General features: G+C 41.9%; 18 protein-coding genes and 1 pseudogene. 2 read left to right on the top strand and 17 right to left on the bottom strand.

What is annotated here, in order from left to right; genetic code table 11:
• Positions 1 to 218: 218 nt before the first annotated feature.
• Positions 219 to 923, top strand: a complete 705-nt coding sequence (locus ABLT31_RS25400; RefSeq protein ID WP_367757062.1) for an SDR family oxidoreductase — start codon at positions 219 to 221, stop codon at positions 921 to 923.
• Positions 924 to 1,058: 135 nt separating this feature from the next.
• Here the strand turns inward: ABLT31_RS25400 and ABLT31_RS25405 are convergent.
• From ABLT31_RS25405 to ABLT31_RS25480, 16 genes and pseudogenes are all read right to left on the bottom strand, one after another.
• Positions 1,059 to 1,913: pseudogene (locus ABLT31_RS25405) on the bottom strand (tyrosine-type recombinase/integrase).
• 1,194 nt (positions 1,914 to 3,107) lie between these two features.
• The gene (locus tag ABLT31_RS25410) at positions 3,108 to 4,469 is read right to left on the bottom strand and encodes an MFS transporter (RefSeq protein ID WP_367757064.1); all 1,362 of its coding nucleotides are present in this window, start codon (positions 4,467 to 4,469) and stop codon (positions 3,108 to 3,110) included.
• 1,273 nt (positions 4,470 to 5,742) lie between these two features.
• Positions 5,743 to 5,955 (bottom strand): aspartyl-phosphate phosphatase Spo0E family protein, encoded by a 213-nt coding sequence (locus ABLT31_RS25415; protein WP_367757066.1) that lies wholly within the window; start codon positions 5,953 to 5,955, stop codon positions 5,743 to 5,745.
• A gap of 357 nt (positions 5,956 to 6,312) precedes the next feature.
• Entirely contained in the window at positions 6,313 to 6,585 is a 273-nt protein-coding gene (locus tag ABLT31_RS25420) for a hypothetical protein (RefSeq protein ID WP_367757068.1), read from the bottom strand.
• Between the two features lie 77 nt (positions 6,586 to 6,662).
• Positions 6,663 to 7,052 (bottom strand): carboxymuconolactone decarboxylase family protein, encoded by a 390-nt coding sequence (locus ABLT31_RS25425; RefSeq protein ID WP_367757070.1) that lies wholly within the window; start codon positions 7,050 to 7,052, stop codon positions 6,663 to 6,665.
• Positions 7,053 to 7,170: 118 nt separating this feature from the next.
• On the bottom strand, positions 7,171 to 7,362 hold the full coding sequence (locus tag ABLT31_RS25430) for a hypothetical protein (RefSeq protein ID WP_367757072.1): 192 nt from the start codon (positions 7,360 to 7,362) through the stop codon (positions 7,171 to 7,173).
• 146 nt (positions 7,363 to 7,508) lie between these two features.
• Entirely contained in the window at positions 7,509 to 9,563 is a 2,055-nt protein-coding gene (locus tag ABLT31_RS25435; RefSeq protein WP_367757074.1) for a (Fe-S)-binding protein, read from the bottom strand.
• Between the two features lie 416 nt (positions 9,564 to 9,979).
• A complete protein-coding gene (locus ABLT31_RS25440) occupies positions 9,980 to 10,957 on the bottom strand; it encodes an electron transfer flavoprotein subunit alpha/FixB family protein (RefSeq protein ID WP_367757077.1) in 978 nt (325 codons plus the stop codon).
• Positions 10,958 to 10,971: 14 nt separating this feature from the next.
• The gene (locus ABLT31_RS25445) at positions 10,972 to 11,736 is read right to left on the bottom strand and encodes an electron transfer flavoprotein subunit beta/FixA family protein (RefSeq protein ID WP_367757079.1); all 765 of its coding nucleotides are present in this window, start codon (positions 11,734 to 11,736) and stop codon (positions 10,972 to 10,974) included.
• A gap of 33 nt (positions 11,737 to 11,769) precedes the next feature.
• On the bottom strand, positions 11,770 to 13,317 hold the full coding sequence (locus tag ABLT31_RS25450; protein ID WP_367757081.1) for an acyl-CoA carboxylase subunit beta: 1,548 nt from the start codon (positions 13,315 to 13,317) through the stop codon (positions 11,770 to 11,772).
• Between the two features lie 50 nt (positions 13,318 to 13,367).
• Positions 13,368 to 15,332, bottom strand: coding sequence for an acetate--CoA ligase (gene acs, locus ABLT31_RS25455; RefSeq protein ID WP_367757083.1), 1,965 nt, complete (start codon positions 15,330 to 15,332; stop codon positions 13,368 to 13,370).
• Between the two features lie 47 nt (positions 15,333 to 15,379).
• Positions 15,380 to 16,162, bottom strand: a complete 783-nt coding sequence (locus ABLT31_RS25460) for an enoyl-CoA hydratase (protein WP_367757086.1) — start codon at positions 16,160 to 16,162, stop codon at positions 15,380 to 15,382.
• A gap of 40 nt (positions 16,163 to 16,202) precedes the next feature.
• Positions 16,203 to 17,105, bottom strand: coding sequence for a hydroxymethylglutaryl-CoA lyase (locus tag ABLT31_RS25465; protein WP_367757088.1), 903 nt, complete (start codon positions 17,103 to 17,105; stop codon positions 16,203 to 16,205).
• Positions 17,106 to 17,140: 35 nt separating this feature from the next.
• Complete coding sequence (locus ABLT31_RS25470; RefSeq protein ID WP_367757090.1) at positions 17,141 to 17,353, bottom strand: acetyl-CoA carboxylase biotin carboxyl carrier protein subunit; 213 nt, start codon at positions 17,351 to 17,353, stop codon at positions 17,141 to 17,143.
• Between the two features lie 10 nt (positions 17,354 to 17,363).
• A complete protein-coding gene (locus ABLT31_RS25475; protein WP_367757092.1) occupies positions 17,364 to 18,725 on the bottom strand; it encodes an acetyl-CoA carboxylase biotin carboxylase subunit in 1,362 nt (453 codons plus the stop codon).
• A gap of 35 nt (positions 18,726 to 18,760) precedes the next feature.
• Positions 18,761 to 19,900: an acyl-CoA dehydrogenase gene (locus ABLT31_RS25480; protein WP_367757094.1), complete on the bottom strand. Its 1,140-nt coding sequence runs from the start codon at positions 19,898 to 19,900 to the stop codon at positions 18,761 to 18,763.
• Positions 19,901 to 20,295: 395 nt separating this feature from the next.
• Here ABLT31_RS25480 and ABLT31_RS25485 point away from each other — a divergent pair, with 395 nt between their 5' ends.
• Entirely contained in the window at positions 20,296 to 22,086 is a 1,791-nt protein-coding gene (locus tag ABLT31_RS25485; protein ID WP_367757096.1) for a helix-turn-helix domain-containing protein, read from the top strand.
• 1,340 nt (positions 22,087 to 23,426) lie between these two features.
• On the opposite strand, the gene ABLT31_RS25490 is transcribed toward ABLT31_RS25485, so the two are convergent.
• On the bottom strand, positions 23,427 to 23,885 hold the full coding sequence (locus tag ABLT31_RS25490; protein ID WP_367757098.1) for an acyl-CoA thioesterase: 459 nt from the start codon (positions 23,883 to 23,885) through the stop codon (positions 23,427 to 23,429).
• Positions 23,886 to 23,922 lie beyond the last annotated feature (37 nt).

A 23,922-nucleotide genomic window follows, 5' to 3' on the forward strand; every position in this document is an offset into this window, starting at 1 on the left:
TTTATATTACTGCATTATATGAAGTTATTTTTAGCATTCATATACCTATTGACAAAGTTCCGAGTTCATGTAAAATATCCAATAGTTAGATAATATATCCATACCTGCTCATCTGTTATTCTTCTGTCTGAAATCCCTTTCACCCCCTACAAAAACCTTATTTATCTTTCTTATTTTTCACTGTGTTGCCTAAGACTATTTCGTAAAGGTGGATTTCTATGCGCACTTGTATAATCACGGGAGCCGGTACAGGGATCGGTCGGGAGACGGCCATTCGCCTGAGTCAACGAGATGATATTGACAACTTTGCTCTCCTATCGTTGGGAGAGCAAGATTTATTGGATACAAAAAGCCTAATGAACCAAGATAAAAACATCATGTTATTCGATCTGGATATTACCCGTCATGAGGATGTCCAACAGGTCATTAATGAAATCTATCAAACATTCCATAGCATTGATATTGTGCTTAATATTGCGGGCTATGCTAAAGCTGCCAACATTTTGGAGTGTGATCTTGAAACCTGGAAAAAAACCTTTGATGTCAATGTAACGGCCATGTTTTGGCTTACCAAATTATCTGTGAACTTCATGAAGGATAAAGGCGGGATCATTCTTAACGTAGCTTCCACATCGGGGATTACATCCAGGCCTGGTTGGTTGGCTTATGCCTCGTCCAAATCGGCAGTCGTCGGCTTTTCTAGATCCTTAAGCGATGAGCTTAAGCCTTATAAAATTCGGGTGTACTCCGTGCTTCCGGGTCGTTGTGCCACATCGATGCGAAAAGGTCTTGTTCCTGATGAGGATGCGTCTACGATCATGCAACCTGAAGAAGTGGCAAATGTCATACACATGCTGGTATCTCCAGAGGAAAATTGCCTGGATGGACAAGACATCATTGTTCGAAAGCAAGCTTGGTCATAGATAAAACGGGTTGAGTGGAACTCAACCCGTTTTTGTGATTTCTATCCTTTTGTAAATCGGTCTGGTTTCTCCACATCGCATGCCTCGCCGAGTTTAATTTTCCGTTCCATTTTAATTAAATAATTGCACGTATATTCAAAACTTAGGCAACGATTCCACTGCATCAGCCAAGTCCTGATAACTATCCTTTAAATACCGGGAAGTGGTGGCAATATTACTGTGTCCACCTAGTCTTCTAACCTTCTCGATATTATTCCCCGTCGCTTTCAGCATCCACTTGAAGAAGGTATGCCGAAATTGATGAGGGGTGAGTTTCCGCTTGGGGGTACTGTAGGATTCGATCATCGTTTGAATCCCCCGGATCGAAAACTGAGGAGAACGCTGGCTATAGAAAACATAGAGAGGAATCTGCGACATGTTCTTTTTTATTGGCCACTTCCGAGCGGAACTTTAATCAATCGTGTACACGAATGCGTTTCATCTCGAGATCAAGGTCTTTCAATTTCAGGTTAGACAACTCCTCCACCCGAAGCCCGGCATAAGTCAATACATACACCACGGCCCGATCGCGGCGATATTTCTCCTCTGGATCCACCCCTCGGCTATTTACCGGTGTTTTTCGCATTCGAATCAGCAGATCCTCAAATTCCTCTTCGGTTAGCCACATGATCTTTTCATGATCTTCATCCGCCGTTTTCAGATCCTCGATCCCCTCCATCGGGTTATGTTGAAATTTCTTATTCTTTCGGGCCCAGGAGTAAAAACTGCGCAAAGCATTTAACCGACGGTTAATCGTAGAAACAGCAAGCGGCTGCCCTTCCGATGGGCGCATCATTTGAGCCACCCATTTCCGGATATCCGTTTCCGTCACGTAATCCTCTCCCTGAATGTCGGTGGCATCCAAAAATTGGTGAAGGTCATTCAGATAGGAAACAACCGTATGGCGGGAATCCCTTTTTTGTTTAAATAGGTTAAATAATCGATCAAGATCATGAAGTACACCTCTTCACTTATATGCTGAGTTTAAGAGGCTAAAAACACCCCGAAAATGTTAGGTGCAATTTTATTTGCGATCATCTTGCATAAATAAATGATACTGGTTTTGAATGATAAATTGTATACCTTCTTCGAATATAGCACTACGCCATTTGAATTCGAATCTAGCATCTAGATTCGAATTTACTTCACAGAACGTCCCTTCTGTGAAGGGTTTTAGTAGATTATGTCTCCAAGTCAGGTTCAAAATCTGCTATTATCTAATCAAAATTACTTCACGAAAGGTGAAAAAAGGAGTATTCCATAACAACATCTCAAACGAGTGCTCTTTCTCTTAGAGGATTTCCAATGTCTTCAATTGACGGTGAGGGGGTACGATCAGAAGAAATCTACAAAGAAGTTAAAACACATCAAATATGTCTATTGAGAAAACGATAAGATAGTAGAGTTACAAAAGAGAGGTTTTGTTACGGTATATTATGTAATTTCATCAAAATCTTCATTTAAGGTAAGGTTGCTGGAACATCAACGCAAATGGTAAATCACAAATATTTTACTTGTTTAGGCACCTTATGTTTTACGACTATAAGAGGTAGCTCGGAAAACATACAAAACTAGACTACCTTAAACCATCGTCTTTAATGTGCACAAAGAATGGTTTTTAGCTGAAAACTGCACGTTGTGGACAGAATAACTAGACTTATTCCATTATGACCACATTGTAGACCTCTACCACAACAACCGCATGGAATCGGGATTTATAACTTTAGCCATCGGTAAAGATGTCTGACCGGGGCTCACTTTGTGGTCATATACACAACGTACAATTCCATGTCTGTTAAGGTTTCGGGTTCAGTAGTCTAGATTTGTATGTGGTAGGGAATATTTTGGAAACAAAAATCCGGTTTTCCCAACTCTAAGGAGGAAGAACCGGCTTCTTGTTATTTAACTCTCGAATTCCGTTACTTCAATTAACGGTTTTCAAGCGTTTCCTCTAAAACTGTATATTTATTGCATAACTGCGTACCCTGCATATAAAAGATCTACTTACATCCCTCATCTAAAACAACACAATGTCATTGTGTTGTTTTTCGATCCATAAACCATCGTTTTTGGAATTCTATTATACCATGTGATCACCCAATGAAGAAATGCCTCTTTCTTATTTCTTTTTTATTCATGGTGAGATTATTTTGCTATGACATCCAGGCCCGAATCAATACGTTCTAAATTATTTTCGATAACCTGTTTAGAATCGTTCCTTTCCTTCACGAACAAAATGGCAATTGCTGAAATAATTCCTGGAATGGCAAACACAAGGAAATTCAATTGTAATGTCATATTCATGGACAGGAGAATCCCTCCTATCGTAGGACCTATGATTCCACCCAACCGTCCAACTCCCGACGACCAACCTATCCCTGTCGAACGCATTTCAATAGGATAATACTGGGAAACATAAGCATAGGCAATAATTTGTGTACCTATAGTTGTAGCTCCAGCTAGTGCAACAACTGCATACAAAACAAATGTACTAGCTTTTATTCCTAGTAAGGTTATAGATACCCCAGCTAAAATATAGAATAGAAACAAGATTTTTTTTGCGTGCCAACGATCTGCCGCCCATCCGCCAAAAACAGCACCGAAAATGGCACCTAGATTCAACACTACGAGGAACATTAAGCTTGACCCTAATTCATATCCTGCTTTTGCCATTAACTTGGGTAACCAAGTATTTAACCCATATACCATTAGAAGACACATGAAAAAACAGATCCAAAATATTATAGTACCTACGGCACGCCCACTTTTAAATAGTTGCATAACAGTAATACCGTTCTTTTTAGGAAGTATCATTTCATACTGATCATTTTTCTGAGGTATATATGAAGGATTTATTTTAGACAATAACTGACCAACCTGTTCGTTGCGATTTTTATACAAAAGAAACCCGATAGAATCAGACAGATATTTGTACATCAACGGCAGGATAATTATAGGTAAGGCGCCAATAAAGAAGATAGATTGCCATCCAAATTTTGGTATCAATACAATTCCTAGTCCAGCTGAAAGTACTCCACCTATAGAATAGCCGCTAAACATTATACAAACCAATGTACTCTTCATTGATTTTGGGGAATACTCTGTCATTAATGCAACCACGTTAGGCATAACTCCGCCTATTCCTAAACCTGCAATAAAACGGTAGATTCCAAATTCAGAGGGCCCCGTAGCCAATCCGCATAGTCCTGTGAATAAACTGAAAAGAGTAACACAAAATAATATCACATTTTTTCTTCCAAACCTATCCGCTAAGGTACCAAAAATGAGTGCTCCAAACATCATACCTAACAAAGCGTAACTGCCGATAGTTCCTGCCTGAACCGGGTTAAGTGACCATTCCTCCATAAGGACCGGCATAACAGTACCATATAATACTAAATCAAAACCATCAAAAATAATAACGACAGAACACCAGAATAGAACAAGTCCATGAAAGCGATTAAATTTTGATTCATCAATTTCACGATTTACATTAATTGAACGCATATTTCTCCTCCTTAATTATTACGAGACTCTTGTTCATCAAACAAAACCAGATTTTTCAATAACCCTTGACACCTCGATAGAGTTATACTTTAAGGAACATCCTCCTTTCCCGTCTCTCCTTCCATGAATACATTACTGATACAACCTCAAGCTGTTGGATTAAAAATTCATGCTTTGAAATTTCCAATCAATTAATATGTTTCTAATCTTCTTACAATTATAACAAACAGTGGATACTATACCATGTTGGTTTCCGACAAATATCAACAGATAAATTTTGTGTTTATTGCACAAAACAATAATGATTTGAAATAATTTACAATGAATAAATCCAGTTCATAATTGGTATTTGTAGGAGATCTGTCTAGTATTTCTTACATTTTTGTTTTTTTAAAAATTAAATAACTACTCTTCTTGAATCGACCATTTCCTCGGGCCAGTTTTAGATCTGGCTCTCCCAATACCCTTTGTGTTTTAGTACAAGCTAGGAAATACTTCTATCCCAGACTCGGCTAAAGCAGAATCATCTGTACATTCCGCTTCATTAAAAAGATAAAGTAGATTGGAACCTATCTTCTCGCTGGGCACACCAAATCACTATGTTGACTTAAACAAAATTGTGGTTAGTGCTATTGTGGAAATTCTAGATTTTTCATGAAAGATTTGTTTAATCCGATTTCATTGCTGCTGCTTTTTGCGATTTTTCCGTTCATTTATTATACCAAGTTAACCCCCGTACCTCCTCGATATTTACCCCTAAAAAGGAAGAATATCTGACATTATTCCAAAGTGAGGAGTATAAAAAACTCAATCCAATCGAGTCTCAAAATATTGGAGTATCATACACTCCATCTTTCTGCCTAGATTTCAAAGCAGAAAAAGCAGAGTTTGTAAATTATTTCATATGGGTACGAATAGCGTTAAATTCCGTATTCTAAGCCCAGAGTTCTTATTACTAGCAATTTTGACACTCGTTCAATAAGAAGTAAGCTTGTTTTTCATTATCCGTGTACCCATATAGTTTCCAACCATTTATAAGGTAAATTGCTACTTGATCGATATTTTCTAAAATTGTTTCTTCTGTTTGAATATACATAATATAATACATCTAAGCTCCCTCCTGATAATAAAGTAAGAGAAGATAAACATCATGGACAGTACAGTCGTTTTGATTGTTTTACATTTCATCCTTAGAATTTATTGCATATCGGTTTTTTTCGAAAATCAATTACCACCAAATCAGTAATCAATCGTTGCACAACTCGTTAACCAGTTAAAGGTTCCATAATGACGAGCTCCCGTTTGTCCCCCCCTTTTTGACACATCCAATTACCAGAGTTTGATAAGTAACTATTAATTCATCCAATTGCTGACTGACCTTTAATACTTCCGGATCCGTGATTCCTTTTATTGATGCCAATGTGTGCATGACTTCTCTTTTGGATTCCAATTGATTTAAGAGACTATATAAACCAGATAAAATCATTTTATAAAACCCCTTATAGGTCGACTTTTTTTGTCTCGTTTTTTCCTATGCTACTTAATGTTTTCTAATGAAATTACAATGATAAATCTTTTTACAATGTAACAACATGTTCAATCCCATAATAATAAGTCGAAAAAATTTGTTGGTTTTACACAAAATTTAATAATGAAGGTTTATAAAGAACACTGCTTTCCTCTTGTCAAATAGTTAGTGTTGACCAACAACTTGATAGAAAAAAAGCCTTTGGAATTCCGAAGGCTTGGAAATTTGGACCTATAAATGAATCGTTACATTCTTACCAAAATAAAATTTTATATAAATTGATATTTATAGCGATAGATAAGTTTATAAAACTCATCATCCACAAAGCCGTATAACAGGAATGGGTAACCGACTACGCTCCCCATTAGGAGTGGTAATGCACCTAAATTCAATTTTCCCTTCTACCTCAATCTTTTCTCCAACCCCCTTTGTAATTTCTAATTCATTACTCAGTATAGGGATGATTTTAATAATATCACCCTTAAACAGAATTCCTTTTTCGCATAAAATAAACGTGATACAATTATTACGTTTATCATCGTGATCAAAATAATGCCGTTTTCTAAAAATTTCTCCTGTGAGTCTCATTGGTTCCCACCTCATCATACGTTGAATGAACCTTGATCATAAAGTAACCAAACGCATAGTTAAAACCCACTAACTGATCACAGACGCTGATCGAACACTTTCTTTGCAAGCATTAAAGCATTTTGAACCCGAGGAAACCCAACATAAGGTATGAGCTGAATAATAGATTCTATAACCTCTCTGGAAGTAAGGCCCGCAGTTAAACCTCTATTAATATGAGTCTCCAACTGTTTATCAATCCCTTGGGTAACCAGGGATGAAATAGTGACAAGTGAACGTTGTTTATTATCTAAATCTGGTCGGCTATATATATCCCCATAGGCAAACTCAATAATCCAACTTCGAAAATCGGGAGCGATGCTGTCAAGTGGGTCTGGTATTTTATCGTTATCGTTTACAACATGGGCTGAGTCTTGATTGTATTCGAGGAATTTATTTAGACCCCTCTGATATCGTTCATTGTTCATAATACCCCTCCACGTGAAATTGGCTTTAGATTAAAAAATAAAACACTTATTTTCATGATTATGACTCTATTAGATCAATCTAAGGGCCTATGATTTTTCTGTTGGCTTGCTTGTTAACTTATAGGGATTCTTTTTTATAATGCTGTCTAAGTGTTGAAATTTGCTTGCACATATCGATAATGTTATCCAGTTTGATACGAATTTTCTGATATTCAGGTTCGGACATACTATTATATCCTGCTAATTTATACATATCCTGACGATAATCATCAATCTTACTACTTTCATTTACTAACTTGTAAAGCAACATTACATTTCCCTCCTTCATTATTTACCATCAATCTAAGATCCTCTAGACAAACGAGAGTATCTGTTAATTGATATCCAACAATACAAAATAACCTACCATTCATTGCAAAACTTCTTTTGTTCTATCCTAAATTAATTCAGAACATATTAAAGTGACCTCTCAACTATTTCAGCGATATCCAACGTTTTTACATGTTCTTCTGCTTCCTTGGCTTTCACTCCATCATTCATCATGGTCAAGCAGTAAGGGCAGTTGCTTCCGATAGTAGTCGGATTGAGGCGCAGCGCCTGTTCTGTCCGTTCCACATTAATCCGTTTCCCCTGCGTTTCTTCCATCCACATATTCCCACCGCCTGCTCCGCAACACATCGCATCCTGCTTGTTTCTCTCCATTTCCAACACGCCTACTCCAGGAATGGATTTTAAAATTTCACGTGGAATATCGTAAATGTCATTATACCGACCGATATAGCAAGAATCGTGATATGCAATGGCTTCCTGCACTTCTTTGGTAGGCTTAATGCGACCTTCCTGAATCAGCTTCCAAATCAATTCCGTATGATGATACACTTCCGCCTCTAGGCCAAATTCGGGATATTCATGTTTAAAGGTATTGTAGGTATGTGGACAGATGGTCACAATCTTTTTCACATTATAAGCTTGGAAATTAGCTATATTTTCTTGGCATAGCTGTTGAAATAAAAATTCGTTCCCCATGCGGCGAGCCGTGTCGCCAGAGTTGCGTTCCTCGTTCCCCAAAATAGCGAATTTCACCCCTGCCATATTCATGAGCTTGGCAAACGATAGGGCAATTTTCTGGCTCCGATTGTCAAAGGATCCCATGGAACCGACAAAGAACAGATACTCCAAATCTTCCACTTCATCCACGGTTGGCACCACAATGTCATTCCGACCTTCTCGCCATTTGATGCGTTCCTTCCGGTTAATCCCCCATGGATTGCTTTGGCGTTCGATATTTTGGAAATAGCGAGTCGCTTCGTGTGGCATGTTCCCTTCCGTCATGACTAAATATCGCCTCATATCAATAATTTTGTCCACATGTTCGTTAGCCACCGGACACTGGTCTTCACAATTCCGGCATGTCGTACAAGCCCATAATTCCTCTTCGGTGATCACGTCGCCAATTAAATTCGGCATTTCAAACGTCGCCGCTGTTTCCTGAGCGGCCGAGCCAACCGCTAATGATGAAGAGCCAAAAACTAAACCGGGCATCCATGGGTCACGTGATGTAACAGCCGCTCCTTTCTCTGTCAAATGATCCCTCATCTTCACGATGAGATCCATCGGAGACAAAGTTTTTCCCGTTCCGGAAGCAGGACACATATTCGTGCATCGTCCACATTCCGCGCAGGCATATAGATCGATCAGCTGCTGTTGGGTAAAGTTCTCGATTTTCCCGACCCCATATTCCTCGACTTCTTCATCCTCAAAATCAATCTTGCTCAATTTCCCTACCGGTCCGACTTTCTTGAAAAAGATATTGAACATCGCGAATAGCTCATGCGCTTGCTTCGACTGTGGAACGAAGACCATGAAGGATAACACGATCAGCATGTGAACCCACCAGAATAAATAAAACAAAACGGTAGCTGCTATCGTTCCGATACCGGAGAATGCTAGCGCAACCACTCCAGAGAAAGGAGCATAGACCAAATCCGGATGGTGCCCGAGCATGACCGTTTCAAAGCCCAATGAAAGCAGGATCGACAGGGTCAAAATGGTTAGCCCGATATAAACAAAAGCCGCTTTGCCATTTCGCTTCCATTGCAATCGCTTTAGCTTTTCCACATAACGGCGAAAGGCAGCATATCCCACGGCGCACAGCATAAGGAAGGTGGTCCATTCTTGTAGAAGACTGAAATATTTATGTCCATCGCCGAACGGGAATTCGTACCCTTTACTAAATCCCTTAATGACCAGTTCGATCAGTCCCACTTGGATAATCATAAAGCCATAAAATAAGATTAAGTGCATACAGCCGCTTTTCTTGTCCCTAAACAATTTCCGCTGCCCGAACCCATTGATTAACACGGCATTGATTCGTTCTTTCAGATTCGGTTCATAAGCGGCTTTTTTTCCAAGCTTCACAAACAAATAGCGGCTATATACAACATGGAGAAACATGTAGACGGCATAACTGGTGACAGCCAATAGAGCTAAAAAATTAAGTAATGATAACATTCCTCTGACCTCCTTTTATTTCTGTATTTTTCATGTTTTAATTGATATTCTCTTGCTTAGTAAAGTCCTTATTTTTTGACTTATTAGTTGGTTGATCACCTTCTGGCCCACCAGAGTTTCAGGATGGTCCACCAACTATGATAGCAGGAGTTTCTCCGTCTATTTTCCTTATTAGGAGTAAAAATATGGACATAGGCGGAGAAACTCCGGTTACCATCATCCAAAAAGCCCAATCAATCATTTTTGCTCTAGACTATTTAAATCTCAGACGGGTTACCCGAGGATCTCCGACTATTCCATACCCAGCCCATGATATCAATCGCCTAATTTTACTAGAGTCTATCCACCCATTAAAGAATGGATAGGCTCTACGTCGAATATCCGAGAGTTGAACCCTATCTATTAACCTACTTTTATCAAACCGTTGCACCATTCAACACTCGATTAAATTCTTCCGTCAATAAAGGTACAACCTCAAACAAATCTCCTACAATCCCATAGTCAGCCACTTGGAAAATCGGCGCTTCCGGATCTTTATTAATAGCCACGATCACTTTGGAGTTTGACATCCCCGCCAAGTGCTGAATGGCACCAGAAATCCCGCAAGCAATGTACAAGTCCGGCGTAACTACCTTCCCCGTTTGTCCGATCTGCAAGGCATAATCGCAATAGCTCGCATCGCATGCTCCGCGGGAGGCCCCTACGGCTCCTCCTAATACATCGGCTAACGCTTGCAAGGTTTTGAACCCTTCGGCACTTTTCACCCCGCGTCCTCCGGATACAACGATTTTCGCTTCACTTAAGTCAACTCCGCCAACGGCTTTACGTACCACTTCTTTCACGATCGTCCGAACATCCTTGATCGCAGGTTGGAATGTCAAGATTTGGGTTGATGCAGATGCTTCTTTCCGTTCGAAATTATTCGAACGAAGGGTAGCAAAGATGGTTCCTTCCTTGAAGCTCTTCTTTTGGAAAGCCTTCCCTGCATAGATCGGCCGGATAAAGGCGATGTTCCCATCCACGACTTCTACACCCGTACAATCGGTAATCAGACCCGTTCCTAAGCGAGCGGCTACTCTTGGAGCTAAATCTTTGCCAACACCCGTATGTCCCATTAAAACTACGTCTGCCCCTACTTCTTGAACTAATTGAACCAGCGCTTGAGTATAGGCATCTGTCGTATAGGCGGACAGGCTTGGCTCCCTACTTACATATAACTTATGAGCCCCATACCGGGAGAAATCCGAAAGACACTCCCCAGAATCAGCACCAAACAAAGCAGCGATGATCTCTCCACCTTCTGCGACTTGCTGGGCCACGGATAAAGCCTCCAAGGAAACCTGGCGCAACTTACCTTCCTTGACTTCAGTTAATACGAGTATTTTTCTTCCCACGGTTCTCCCTCCTCTTAGATCACTTTCGCTTCTGTACGAAGTAATTGGGCTAACTCGCTCACTTGCTGCTTCAATTCACCCTGTAAAACGCGTCCTGCCTGTTTTTTGGCTGGCAAGTACTGATCAATCACCGTCGTTCGTGCCTGCGTTTCCTCTTGAGATAAGCCGAGATCTTTGATCGAAATCACTTCCAATGGCTTTTTCTTCGCCTTCATAATGCCAGGAAGGGACGGATAGCGGGGTTCATTCAAGCCTTGTTGGGCTGTGACTAATACCGGCAAGGAAACTTCAATGACTTCCAAATCCCCTTCTACGTCCCTTTCAATAGTAGCCTTTCTATCATCTAGTGCTAGTTTTGTAATGCTAGAAACATGGGCAATATCCAATTCTTCTGCCACGCGAAGAGCCACCTGACCGGATCCCGAATCCACCGCCATATTGCCCCCGAGGATCAAGTCAAACGGACGATTTCGGATCGTGGCCGCTAACCATTTCGCTACGGTGTATTCATCGCATTCTTCTTCCTGTTCAATCCGTACCGCTTTATCCGCTCCCATTGCCAACGCTGTGCGCAGCGCACTTTCCGAACGTGCAGGTCCCACTGTCAGGACAATGACCTCTCCGCCGTTTTCCTCTTTTAATTTCACGGCTTCTTCGATCGCATATTCATCATAGGGATTGATGATGAATTCCACTCCATCTTCACTGATCTGGCCGTTTTGAATGGAAATCTTTTCCTCTGTATCAAAGGTTTGCTTTAAAATGACAAAGATATTCATCTGACTATCCTCCTTCTATTAAATGATCGTAGATTAAACCGGATATACCGGGTGCTTCCGCTCGGAGAACACGAGAACCTTTGATGAATAGGCCTCAAAACGGTTCACTAACTCATCACGCAAAGAATTGGCTGGGATGATTCCATCAATGATCATTTCGGAGGCGAGACGATAAATATCAATATCCTGCTTATATTCCTCCCGCTTTTGTTCAATAAAAGCAGCTCTCTCATGTTCAGGCAATTGGGCTATTTTATTGGCGTATACGGCATTTACCGCAGCTTCCGGTCCCATCACCGCAATTTGGGCCGTAGGCAAGGCGAGACAACAATCCGGTTCAAACGCAGGGCCTGCCATGGCATAAAGTCCTGCTCCATATGCCTTGCGAACAATAACCGAGATTTTAGGCACACTGGCTTCAGACATGGCCGAAATCATTTTTGCCCCATGGCGAATAATTCCCGCTCTTTCTACTTTGGTGCCAATCATGAATCCGGGCACATCCGCGAGAAACAGCAGCGGAATATGATACGCGTCACAAAGGGTAATAAATTTGGCTGCCTTATCCGCTGTATCATGGAACAAGACCCCTCCCTTCACTCTCGGCTGATTGGCAACGATTCCGATCGGTCTTCCATTCATTCGGGCCAATCCTGTGATCAGTTCACCAGCAAACAGCTTCTTGATTTCAAAAAACGACTCTTCATCAATGATTCGATCGATCAAGTCATACATATTAAAGGGAGCATTCTGATTCGATGGGATGATCTCTTCCAATGTTTTCTCATGTCGTTTCGGTGCCAAAGCTTCTCGTACAGGCGGTTTTTCAGCGAAATTGGCGGGAAAATAAGAGAGATAATGACGAGCCATTTCAATCGCTTCTTCTTCGTTTTTAGCCAGTACATCCCCACAACCCGACACCGAGCAATGCATGCGGGCACCGCCCATTTCTTCCAACGTTACTTTTTCTCCGATGACCATTTCGGCCATCCTCGGGGATCCGAGATACATCGAGGCATTGCCATCGACCATGACCACAATGTCACAAAAAGCGGGAATGTAAGCTCCTCCTGCTGCAGACGGGCCGAATAGGAGGCAAATCTGCGGGATTTTACCGGACAACTTGACCTGATTGTAAAAAATCCGGCCAGCCCCGCGCCGTCCAGGAAACATTTCGATTTGGTCCGTAATCCGCGCCCCTGCGGAATCTACAAGATAAATCAATGGTACTCTCAATTTTTCTGCCGTTTCTTGAATGCGAATGATCTTCTCGACCGTTCGCGATCCCCAGGATCCGGCTTTTACCGTAGAATCATTGGCCATGACACAAACCGTTTGGCCGCCCACTTTGCCGATGGCCGTGACCACACCGTCAGCCGGAAGATCACCGGCCATGCTGTTGGCAAACAAGGCATCCTCCAGTTCGAATCCGGGATCAAATAATAGCTTCAAACGGTCACGTACAAACAATTTTCCTTGTCGGGCATTGTTTTCATGATATTTCGGGGCACCCCCCTTTTTGATTTGTTCAATCCGACCCTGTAATGTTTGTTCTTGCCCCGATTTCAATTCGATGGACATGGCTTTCTCCTCCTTAATTCTCGATTGATGATCACCAACGGTCATACTAATTACTTTTGGAGCAACGGAGCAACCAGACTTTTAATTTGCTCCACCGCAGTCGGATCCTCCAGACCTGTAACATCACCTGCCACAGTACCTTCCATGACGATTTCCTTCAATAAGCGACGCATAATTTTGCCGCTAACGGTTTTGGGTAATGTATCCGTAAACAAGACGTGCTGAGGTCTCGCAATTTGGCCGATGCCGCTAACGATGGTTTCAATAATCCGATCCCTCAGTTCATCCGTCTCATCAATCCCAGCAGATAATTTAACAAATACCACAGGAACTTCACCTTTAATTGGATCAGGAATACCAAAAACAGCTGCTTCAGCTACTCCTTCACATTCTAAAACCGCACTCTCCATTTCCATGGTGCTAAGTCTATGGCCCGCCACGTTAAAGGCATCATCCGAACGTCCGACTACCCAGAAATATCCGTCTTCATCCTTTAAGGCAAGATCACTTGGATAATAGCAGCCCTCAACTTGGCTAAAATAAGCTTCATAGTAACGCTCAGGATCTTTCCACAATGTCCGGCATAACATAGGAAACGGCTTTTTGATCACTAAATTCCCTAAGGTTCCTGGAGGAACAGGATTTCCATGATCGTCAACAATATCCACGGCAGCTCCTAAAAACTCGACCCCCACGGAGCCCGGCTTCATCGGGGTTAACCACGCGGCTCCGGCTAGCGGACACCCGGCTGTTTCCGTCTGTCCCCAGGTATTATTCAGACAAATTTGTTTTCTTCCTAATACTTCATAAGTCCAATGCCATGTCTCCGGATCAAAAGGCTCCCCGACCAGGGAAATGACATCCAGGCCGCTTAAATCATAAGGCTCCATGGCTTTTTCCCCAAGACTTTTGAGCATTCTGAGTGCGGTTGGCGCTGTGAACAATTTATTGACACGATATTTGTCCATGATTTGATAGAATCGGTCGCGATCCGGATAGTCCGGTGCTCCCTCGTATACAACCGTTGTTACACCGTTAGCCAGGGAACCGACTACCCCCCAGATATGCATCGTCAGCCAGCCAACATCAGCGGTGCACCAGAAAACATCATCGGGTTGATGATCCATGTGATATCTAGCATAAATGTAATTTTGGACAACGAATGCCATCCCTGAGTGAACGACACCCTTTGGTTTTCCCGTCGTCCCGCTTGTGTAGAAAACAATCCCCGGCTCATTGGCTTCGATCCGTTCCGGTTCACACTTGATGCCAGCCGTTTTTCGAAGGTCATGCCACCAATAATCCCTTCCCGGTTTCATATCCAGCTCACTGTCCAATCGGTTTACCACGATCACCGCGGCAACATAGGGCATGTCACTGACAACGCTGTCAACTTTTTCTTTTAAAGGAATGACTTTTCCTCTTCGAAGACTAGCATCCGCCGTCACAATGACTTTGGGCTCAAAGTTTACCAGGCGATCCTTTAATGATTTTTCTGAGAAACCCGAGAAAATGGTATTATAGACAGCCCCAATGCGGAAACAAGCAAGAATAGCAATGAATGCTTCTGCAAGATTGGGGAGATAGATCGCCACGGCATCCCCTTTTTGGACCCCAAAAGATTTTAATACATTCGCAAAACGGTTCACTTCTGCAAGAAGCATTTGATAGGTATAGAATTTGGTATCACCGTTTTCTCCTTCCCAAATCAGAGCGGTCCGGTTGGCTGCACCGTTTTCAATGTGTCGATCCAGAAGATTGTAACAAGGATTGCTGATACCGCCCTTAAAGAACTGAAAATCGGGCAATTCACCGGAAATGGTTTCCTGCCACGGCTCATACCACATAAGCTCTCGGGCCACTTCCTCCCAAAATTCGGAAGGATTGGCTTTCGATTTAAATAGAAGTTCTTCAAAGGCTTTTCTGCTTTCAGACGAAGCGGAATGTTTCCCGTCTTTACTAGGAAAAATCAGCTTACTATTGGATAGAACTTGTTGAATACCCGTAACGTCCATGATCATAGCCTCCATTTTCACTTAAATCTCTTATTCACTTAATCTATCTACTCACCCTTGTAAACAGGGATACGCCTCTCTTTAAAGGCCTGCAGCCCTTCCAATCGATCCTTGGTGGGAATGATGATTTCATAGGCATTTTGCTCAATCGCCAGCCCGGTGTTTAAATCCACTTCTAACCCCTTTTCAATAGCAAACTTGGCTTGTGTTACCGCGATCGGAGCGTTTCGAGCGATCTGGTTCGCCAGATCTAACGCTTTACTGATTAAGGACTCAGCTGGCGTTACGTACTCCACTAACCCCATTTCCCGTGCTTCCTCTGCATCAATCCGTCTGGCCGTAAAAATAAGTTCTTTAGCGCGACCCTTACCGACCAATCTCGGCAAACGCTGGGTTCCGCCTGCACCCGGAATAATTCCGAGTGAAGTCTCCGTAAGACCAAACTTGGCTTTTTCGGAAGCAATCCGGATGTCACAAGCCAGCGCCAATTCCGTACCCCCTCCAAAAGCGACTCCATTGACGGCTGCAATGACCGGCTGGGGCAAATCTTCCAAATCTTTGATGTTCCCGCGAATCATAGATACCGTCTTACGCACCTGATTCATGTCCATACTTGCTCTCTCTTTTAAATCAGCCCCTGCACAAAAAGCTTTCTCCCCCGCTCCTGTGATCACCACACAGCGAACCGAACGATCGAACTTACAAGTTGCGATCGCTTCTTGCAGTTCTTTAAGCATTTGCAGCGATAAGGCATTCGCCGCATCCGGGCGATTTAACGTAATGAGAACAATTCCATTTTCCATGGAAGAGACTGCCACAGCTTTATCCATATTCATTCTCCTTCCTATTACCGATTCATCGTACCTTCACCTATCCATTTAATCCGCAGATTTGCAGACTATGGCTCGGTAAAGGCCTCCCTATCTTATCTCGGATAAAACAGGCTGCGGAAAGCAGCTTGTCTTGATGAACTCCCGTCTCAATCCCCATCTCGTCAAGCATATAGAGCAAATCATCCGTAGCCACATTGCCGGATGCACCGGGTGCATAAGGGCATCCTCCCAAACCTCCCAGGGAGGCATCAAATGTCGTGATGCCCATATCCAGTGATGCCACAATATTGGCAAGGGCTAACCCGCGCGTATCATGAAAGTGCAAGGCTAACTTTTCAGCGGGAAAACGTTTCAAGAGAATTTCCACCACGCCTTGCACCTGCTTCGGATTGGCTACTCCGATGGTGTCACCCAGTGACAATTCTCCAATTCCCATCTCGAATAAGGCCTCAGACACCCGGATCACCTCTTCGATGGAAACCTTCCCTTCATAGGGGCACCCGAAAACGGTTGAAACATATCCACGGACGGTCTTTCCAGCTAAGAGGGATTGTTGTACCACTTCTCTTAAAATTGGAAAGGTATCCTGGATCGATTTGTTGATATTTTTTCGATTATGCGTTTCACTGGATGACATAAACACAGCCACTTCATCCACATTGGCTTCTAACGCCAACTCCAAACCTTGGCGATTCGGCACCAGCGCCGTATACGTGATGTTTGGATCACGTTCAATCCTTTTCGCCACGTAGGCCGCATCCGCAAGGGCAGGGATCCACTTGGGGTTAACGAAAGAGGTTATTTCAATGTGTTGGAGCCCCGTTTTCGACAATTGATTGATCCATTCAATCTTATCCTCCGTAGGGATAAACACTTTCTCGTTTTGTAATCCGTCCCGCGGACCCACTTCTTTCAGCATCACTTTGCTTGGAAACTTCATAAGTCCGACCCTCTCTTCCAAACTCATTATCTTGTTTACTCGAACTCGACCAGAACATCTCCCTCATTTATAAAATCCCCTTCGTTCACCTTGACTTCCGTTACCGTTCCGCCCATTTCCGCTGCAATCGGAATCTCCATTTTCATCGATTCCAAGATGACCACATCTTGGCCTGTCTCAATTTGATCTCCGGGTTTGACCAACACCTTCCACACATTGCCTGCCATACTTGCTACGATTTCTCTCATGGGAAACCTCCTATTTTTTTAATGGTGTTTTATTTTGCTGTAAATAAGTAGATACAAAGCTGGTTGTCGTATCACCCGAACGGAATGCCGGATGTGCCGCAACTTCTAGCAGCATGGGAATATTCGTTTTGATTCCCTCGACTTGATAATGTCTTAACGCCTCCTGCAGAAGATCAATCGCCTGATCGCGATCCTTCCCTTTGACCACGAGCTTCGCAATCATGGGATCATAAAAGGGTGTAACGACCGATCCTTCGTTTACGGCCAATTCATGGCGAATGCCAGGACCTTCAGGGGTAACGAATCTCGTAATCGTACCGGGTGACGGAAAGAATGTCTTGGGATCTTCGGCATAGATTCGAACTTCGATCGCGTGACCCTCTCGTTTTATATCAGACTGCGTGAAATTTAAGGAATGACCGGCTGCTATTTTTAATTGTTCTGCCACTAAATCTAATCCTGTGATCTCTTCAGTTACCGGATGCTCCACCTGTAGCCGGGTGTTCATTTCAAGAAAATAGAAATTTTTATCTGCATCGACCAAAAATTCGATCGTACCAGCATTACGATAACCCAATGACTTGGCAGCTTTTACCGCTGCGTTTCCCATTTTGGCTCGAGTTTCTTCATCGAGAAAAGATGACGGAGCCTCCTCAACCACTTTCTGATGCCGTCGCTGCACCGAACAGTCTCGTTCCCATAAGTAGACCGTGTTCCCCAAACCATCAGCCAGGACCTGAATCTCAATGTGCCTTGGATTTTCTACGTACTTCTCTACATACATAGCCCCATCACCGAAGAAATCCTTTGCTCGCTTTTGATTTCCCTCAAATGCTTTACGAATTTCATCCGCACTGTGGACAATCTGCATGCCAATACCTCCCCCACCGGCTGAGGCCTTAAGCATAACCGGGTAACCCATACGATCGGCTACTTGTACCGCTTCTTCCGCATTCGCTAATGGATAGGTGATACCTGGAACGACGGGTACACCGGCTTCTTCCATCGCTTTTCGCGATTCAATTTTGCTTCCCATGCGGGACATGACATCCGGTGAAGGGCCGATGAAAACGATGCCCGCTTCCTCGCAGCGGCGTGCAAATTCGGCATTTTCTGAGAGGAGGCCATACCCGGGATGGATCGCTTCCACTTTGGATAATCGGGCAATCTGTATAATTTTATCGATGTTCAAATAACTCTCAACAACTCGTGGACCTCCAAGCAAATAGGCCTCATCCGCCATTTTGACATGCGGTGCTTCCTTATCAGCTTCTGAATAAACGCCGACCGTAGCAATACCTAATGACTTGCACGTACGCATGACACGAACCGCAATTTCTCCTCGATTAGCAATTAGAACTTTTTTGAACATAGAATGCCCTCCCACTGTTTTCTGCCCTATTTCTCTTAACAGCCGATTTGACGTGCAATGACCATTCGTTGTACTTCGGACGTTCCTTCCCCGATCTCCAAGAGCTTAGCATCACGGAAGAACCGCTCGACTTGATATTCCTTCATATAACCATACCCGCCATGAATCTGTACGGCTTGATCGCACACTCTCATGCAAATTTCTGAAGCAAATAATTTAGCCATGGCCGCTTCCTTTTTAAAACTTCTTCCTTGATCCTTCAACCATGCCGCTTTGTAAACCATGTTGCGAGCTAATTCAATATTCATCGCCATGTCAGCGAGTTTAAATTGAATCGCTTGGAAGGAAGATAAACTGTTGCCAAATTGTTTTCTTTCTTTTGCATATTGGAGAGATTTTTCATAAGCTCCTTGAGCAATACCAACGGCCATGGCCCCAATCCCGATCCTGCCTCCGTCAAGGGTAGCTAAAAATTGCTTAAATCCATTTCCTTCTACTCCAAGAAGATTTTCACTGGGAACGGTTACATTTTCTATTACTAGCTCCGTTGTATTCGAAGCATGAAGCCCCATCTTTTCATAATTGCTAATCACCGTAAATCCTGGGGCATCCGTCGGTACAATAAAAGCACTGATTCCGTTGGTTCCTTTGGAGCGATCGGTTACCGCAGTAAGCGCGAGGTTTTTAGCATAACTAGCATTGGTAATAAAACATTTTGAACCGGAAATCTTCCACTGATCCCCGTTCCGTGTCGCTGTTGTTTGGGTTCCGCCTGCGTCAGAACCAGCATTCGGTTCGGTCAGCCCAAAAGCACCCAAGTACTCTCCTGTACAAATCGGGGTTAGGTATTTCTCCTTTTGCTCGTGCGTTCCAAATAGATTGATAGGTGCTCCACCCAAAGAAATATGGGCGGAATAAGTGATTCCTGTGGATCCGCACACTCGGCTTAACTCTTCTACAGCGATGGCAAAACTGATCGTATCTGCTCCTCCCCCGCCATATCGTTCTGGAAAAGGCAACCCCATCACTCCTAGGTTGGCTAACTTATCGAAAACCTCCTTTGGAAATTCCCCTGTTCGATCCCTTTCGTCTGCACCGGGAGCAACTTCGCCTTCCGCAAAGTCACGAATCAACTTTCGTATCATCACTTGTTCTTCGGTCAAATCAAAATTCATCCGTCATCATCCTTCCATTTTCTAAAGTTGATTGAGCGATCAGTCTAAATAAAGAAAAATATCAATGAGCTCTTATTACTTCGTTATTCGAAAGGCTCCATCCCTCATGTTGATTTCGATGAACTCCTTTCTTTATTTGGCTGTTGTTAATCTACTAATAAGTATAATGATTCAAAAAAATATGACCATGTAGATACCGTATGAAAATCAATGAATAAAATTTGTGTTTTTTACACAAAAATTACTCAGAATAAAAATTAAATTGAAATATTAGTTTGAGTTTTATATTCTATTAAAAAACAGCCTTATCTGAATATCAAATTATTCTCTCAACTTCAAATTGATATTGATATTAGAAAACGATTACAAAGAAAGAAAAAAAAGGATGATGTTTAATGAACGAAACTTTAACTCACCGCCAACTTCAATCTTTAATGCATGTTTCTAACATATTAAACACGTCATTGAATATCGATAGCATTATTGATTCCATTATGATCGAAACCATATCTGTCGTCGATGCTGCAGATGGCGGAGCTTTATGGTTATATGATACCAACCAGGATTGTCTCATCGCCCAATCTGCTCAAGGTGAATTTTATCCACAGATTTTTAAACAAATTAAAATAAAACCTGGTGAATCCATGACGGGTATGACCTTTTCCGCCAAAAAAATTCTTCTTTTTCCTAGTGAGAAAGAAATAAAACAAGCTCTAGCAACTCTTTCGGAACATAATCATGATTTACTGAGAAGGTCTATTCCAAGCAACTTTAATTTTTCATCCGTTCTTTGTTCCCCCATTATGTTAAAGGGTGAGTGTATAGGGGTTTTTACATTAGACGCTTTCGATAAATCTCTACAATTTAAGCAAGAAGATATTCATCTTTTGGAAGCGATATGCCATCAAGCAGCCGTAGCTTTGGAGAAGGCAACACTCTATCAGGAAACGAAGAAAACCGTTCGCAAGCTTTCCTATTCCGTTGAGATCCACATGAGCTTAGCCAATCTGGTTCTGCAAGGGGAAGGACTTCAATCCATCATCAATTATATACACCAAACGATCAATCAGCACACTCTCCTATTTGACGATTTAGGGGAGTTGATCGCTTCAGCCTGTGATTCTTCTTTTTCTACCGAGATACTCCTTTATATGAAACAACAGGCCAAACCTATCATCGAAAACGCTCGCTCTGTTTCAGAAATAGAGATCAATGGTGTGCATTATCAACTCATCGTATTGCCTCTTGGGTCCAAACCTAAATACCTTGGCATGTTAATGATCCTTTCTACCAAACAAATGGGTGAAGTGGATATAGCTGCTCTCGAACATGCATGTACCGTCATTTCCCTTGAACTAGTCAAAGAACAGGCCATATTTGATACCCAACAAAGATTGAAGGGTGAGCTGATCGATAAGCTTATTTCAGGACAAATAGACGAAACGCTTATTCAAAAGGCAAAGAATCTGAATTTTGATCCCACGGGGAGTTATCTAGCATTGATTATGGATTTTAGCGACACACAGAATAGGCAGAAAAACCTTGAAGAAAGCATGATTCGGCATATGGTACAGATGGCTAACCATTTGTTTCATGAGAAATATCCACAAAGTATGGCAGTAAGCAATAATGATCAAATCGTAGTTCTTCTCTCCTTTGATCCTATGGAAACTTCCTCTAAAGTCATCTCTCAAATAAAAAAACTAGCGAGACGGTTTCAGCAGGAGATCTACTTAAAAAAATACTCAATGGAAATGAACATTGGGATTGGAAGGGTTAAACCCGGGTTGCTTTATGTCCATCAATCATTGCAAGAAGCCACAAAGTGCTTAAAATATATACAGAGCTACCATTTTGAAAACAATGTGCTTAGTTATTCGGATCTTGGTGTTCAAAGATTCATCATGCAAAACCCAAAAGAGGAATTGATGGATTTTATTCAAGAAGTGCTGGGTCCTATCATTGAATATGAGCAATCTCGGAAAGGAGAACTTCTCGAAACGCTTTTTGTTTATTTACAGTGTAATCAAAATATAAAAGAATCCGCGGATGCCTTACATGTTCATGTGAACACCTTGAACTACCGCTTAAAACGAATTGAAGAAATCCTCTCCATAGACTTTAAGGAAAGTAACCTGCTCAATATTCATTTAGCGATAAGTATGTATCAGTATATACAAAAATAAGACTTTATTACAGTATATAAAATCGGAACAAAAGGATAGTAAAAGTAATATCTTTTTAAATGTAATGTTCAGTTTGTGAATTAAAATGAATCAAAGTAACCCCAAAATGCAGTTAACCTCTCTATGAGGCTAGCTGCATTTTGTCTATTAATGTTATTCCCCCCATACATTGGATAGTTTAAGGGGTACCGCCACATGCATGAATAAGTACCGAATAACACCATTTAGCAGATGAGGAAATCATGCTTTTGTAAAAAGTACCGAAAACATATCTTTTCGATATTTTGGTGAGGAGATTCAGAATGGAGACAACAGTCAAAAATTACAGGCAGATACCCTACGTGTTGACCGAGGAAGAACAAAAATTCTAGGTCTCCCTAGTTCCAAGCATAACTTTCACCACATGCCGATCCCTCTACACCGGAGAGTTCTTCCACGCTGCGTTTCCAAGATCTTCACGTGTTCCATGGTCTTCGCCTGTCCCCACGAAGCTCAACACTCTCTTGTCCTTGTTTGTAAAGGTATACCTTTTTAACACGGTAAAAAATGCTAGATTTACTGTTTGTAAAGGTATAAAATTTAATTAATAAATATTTATAAAATGAAGGCCACCTTTACAAATAAAAAGGAGTAGTTCCATAGTGAACCCGCCAACGGGACATAGAATCGTGAAGTACAGAGAAAAAGAAATTAAATCGATGTCAAAATCACCTTCTAAATGAAGGTTTTTTTCTACTACCAAAGTAAAATAATTAATAGGGTTATAAAATAACGGTTTTGTTACTGTATTATTATGAAATTTCTCGAACGACCCCGTTATTGAATATTTTTTTTGTCCAGTGACACAAACAAGTCACAATAACCTATTCAAACCCTTATTCTACACCACTTTTTCATGTGACATGTTTGTGTCATTAGACATTTTGCAAATGTACAATTTTTTAATCTAATTTTGACTGATTTCTAACAAGCCTGGATCATTTATACCTTTTGCTATGACCAAATCGGCATGTTCTGTCGATATCTATCTAAATCCACTTATCCCCAAAACATATCTTAGAATCATTGTCTAATTCCTTTCAAAATGTGTTATCTTAAACTTGTGATCCAGTTTAGAAGTATATAGGCATCAATTCTGGACCTCTTACAAAGTCAAACTCTTTATATAATAACAATCCTGCCTCAAATTACTGTCAGCAAAAACCGCTTTCCTTGGGGAGTGTAGTTCTTGTTATATTCTTGTAGAATATTCATTAAAGAACCTCCATTGTATATGGTATGCGGTTGCTCCCTATCTACCATACACAATGGAGGCCCCATGTTCATGTGAGTATTCGGTATCAGCCCTCTGTTTCCTGTAACATAGGATACCTTGTGTTCGGTGAAACCAGGTTTGAACTCGACAAAGCCTCCCGGATTGTCTCCGGAATGGACTCAGCCTTAGGTTTGCCCTGTCCAAACGATGTCCAGGCTCTTATTTCATATCCGTTGGCAAGCAGCGTTTCACCCCTGTAGAACTCATGCCCGAGCTTATAAACTTTCTCCCGAAGTTCAAGTACTTTTGTTATAACTTGAAGAGAGTCCTCGAAAAATGCAGGAGACTTGAAGACGCAATGGGTCTCTAGTATCGGCATCGCTATCTTTTCCTTGGCATAGATTTGCGATAAGGAAAAACCTAGTGCATGAAACAATTCTGCCGTAGCTTGATCCATTAACTTATAGAAATTAGGGTAAAAGACAATGCCTGCCGCATCCGTGTCTCCCCATTTGACCTTATATTCATAAATCGATTGAACCATCCCGTTCTCCCCCGTTCGATTATTATATTTATCCCGA

It is taken from the genome of Ammoniphilus soli, assembly GCF_040813775.1.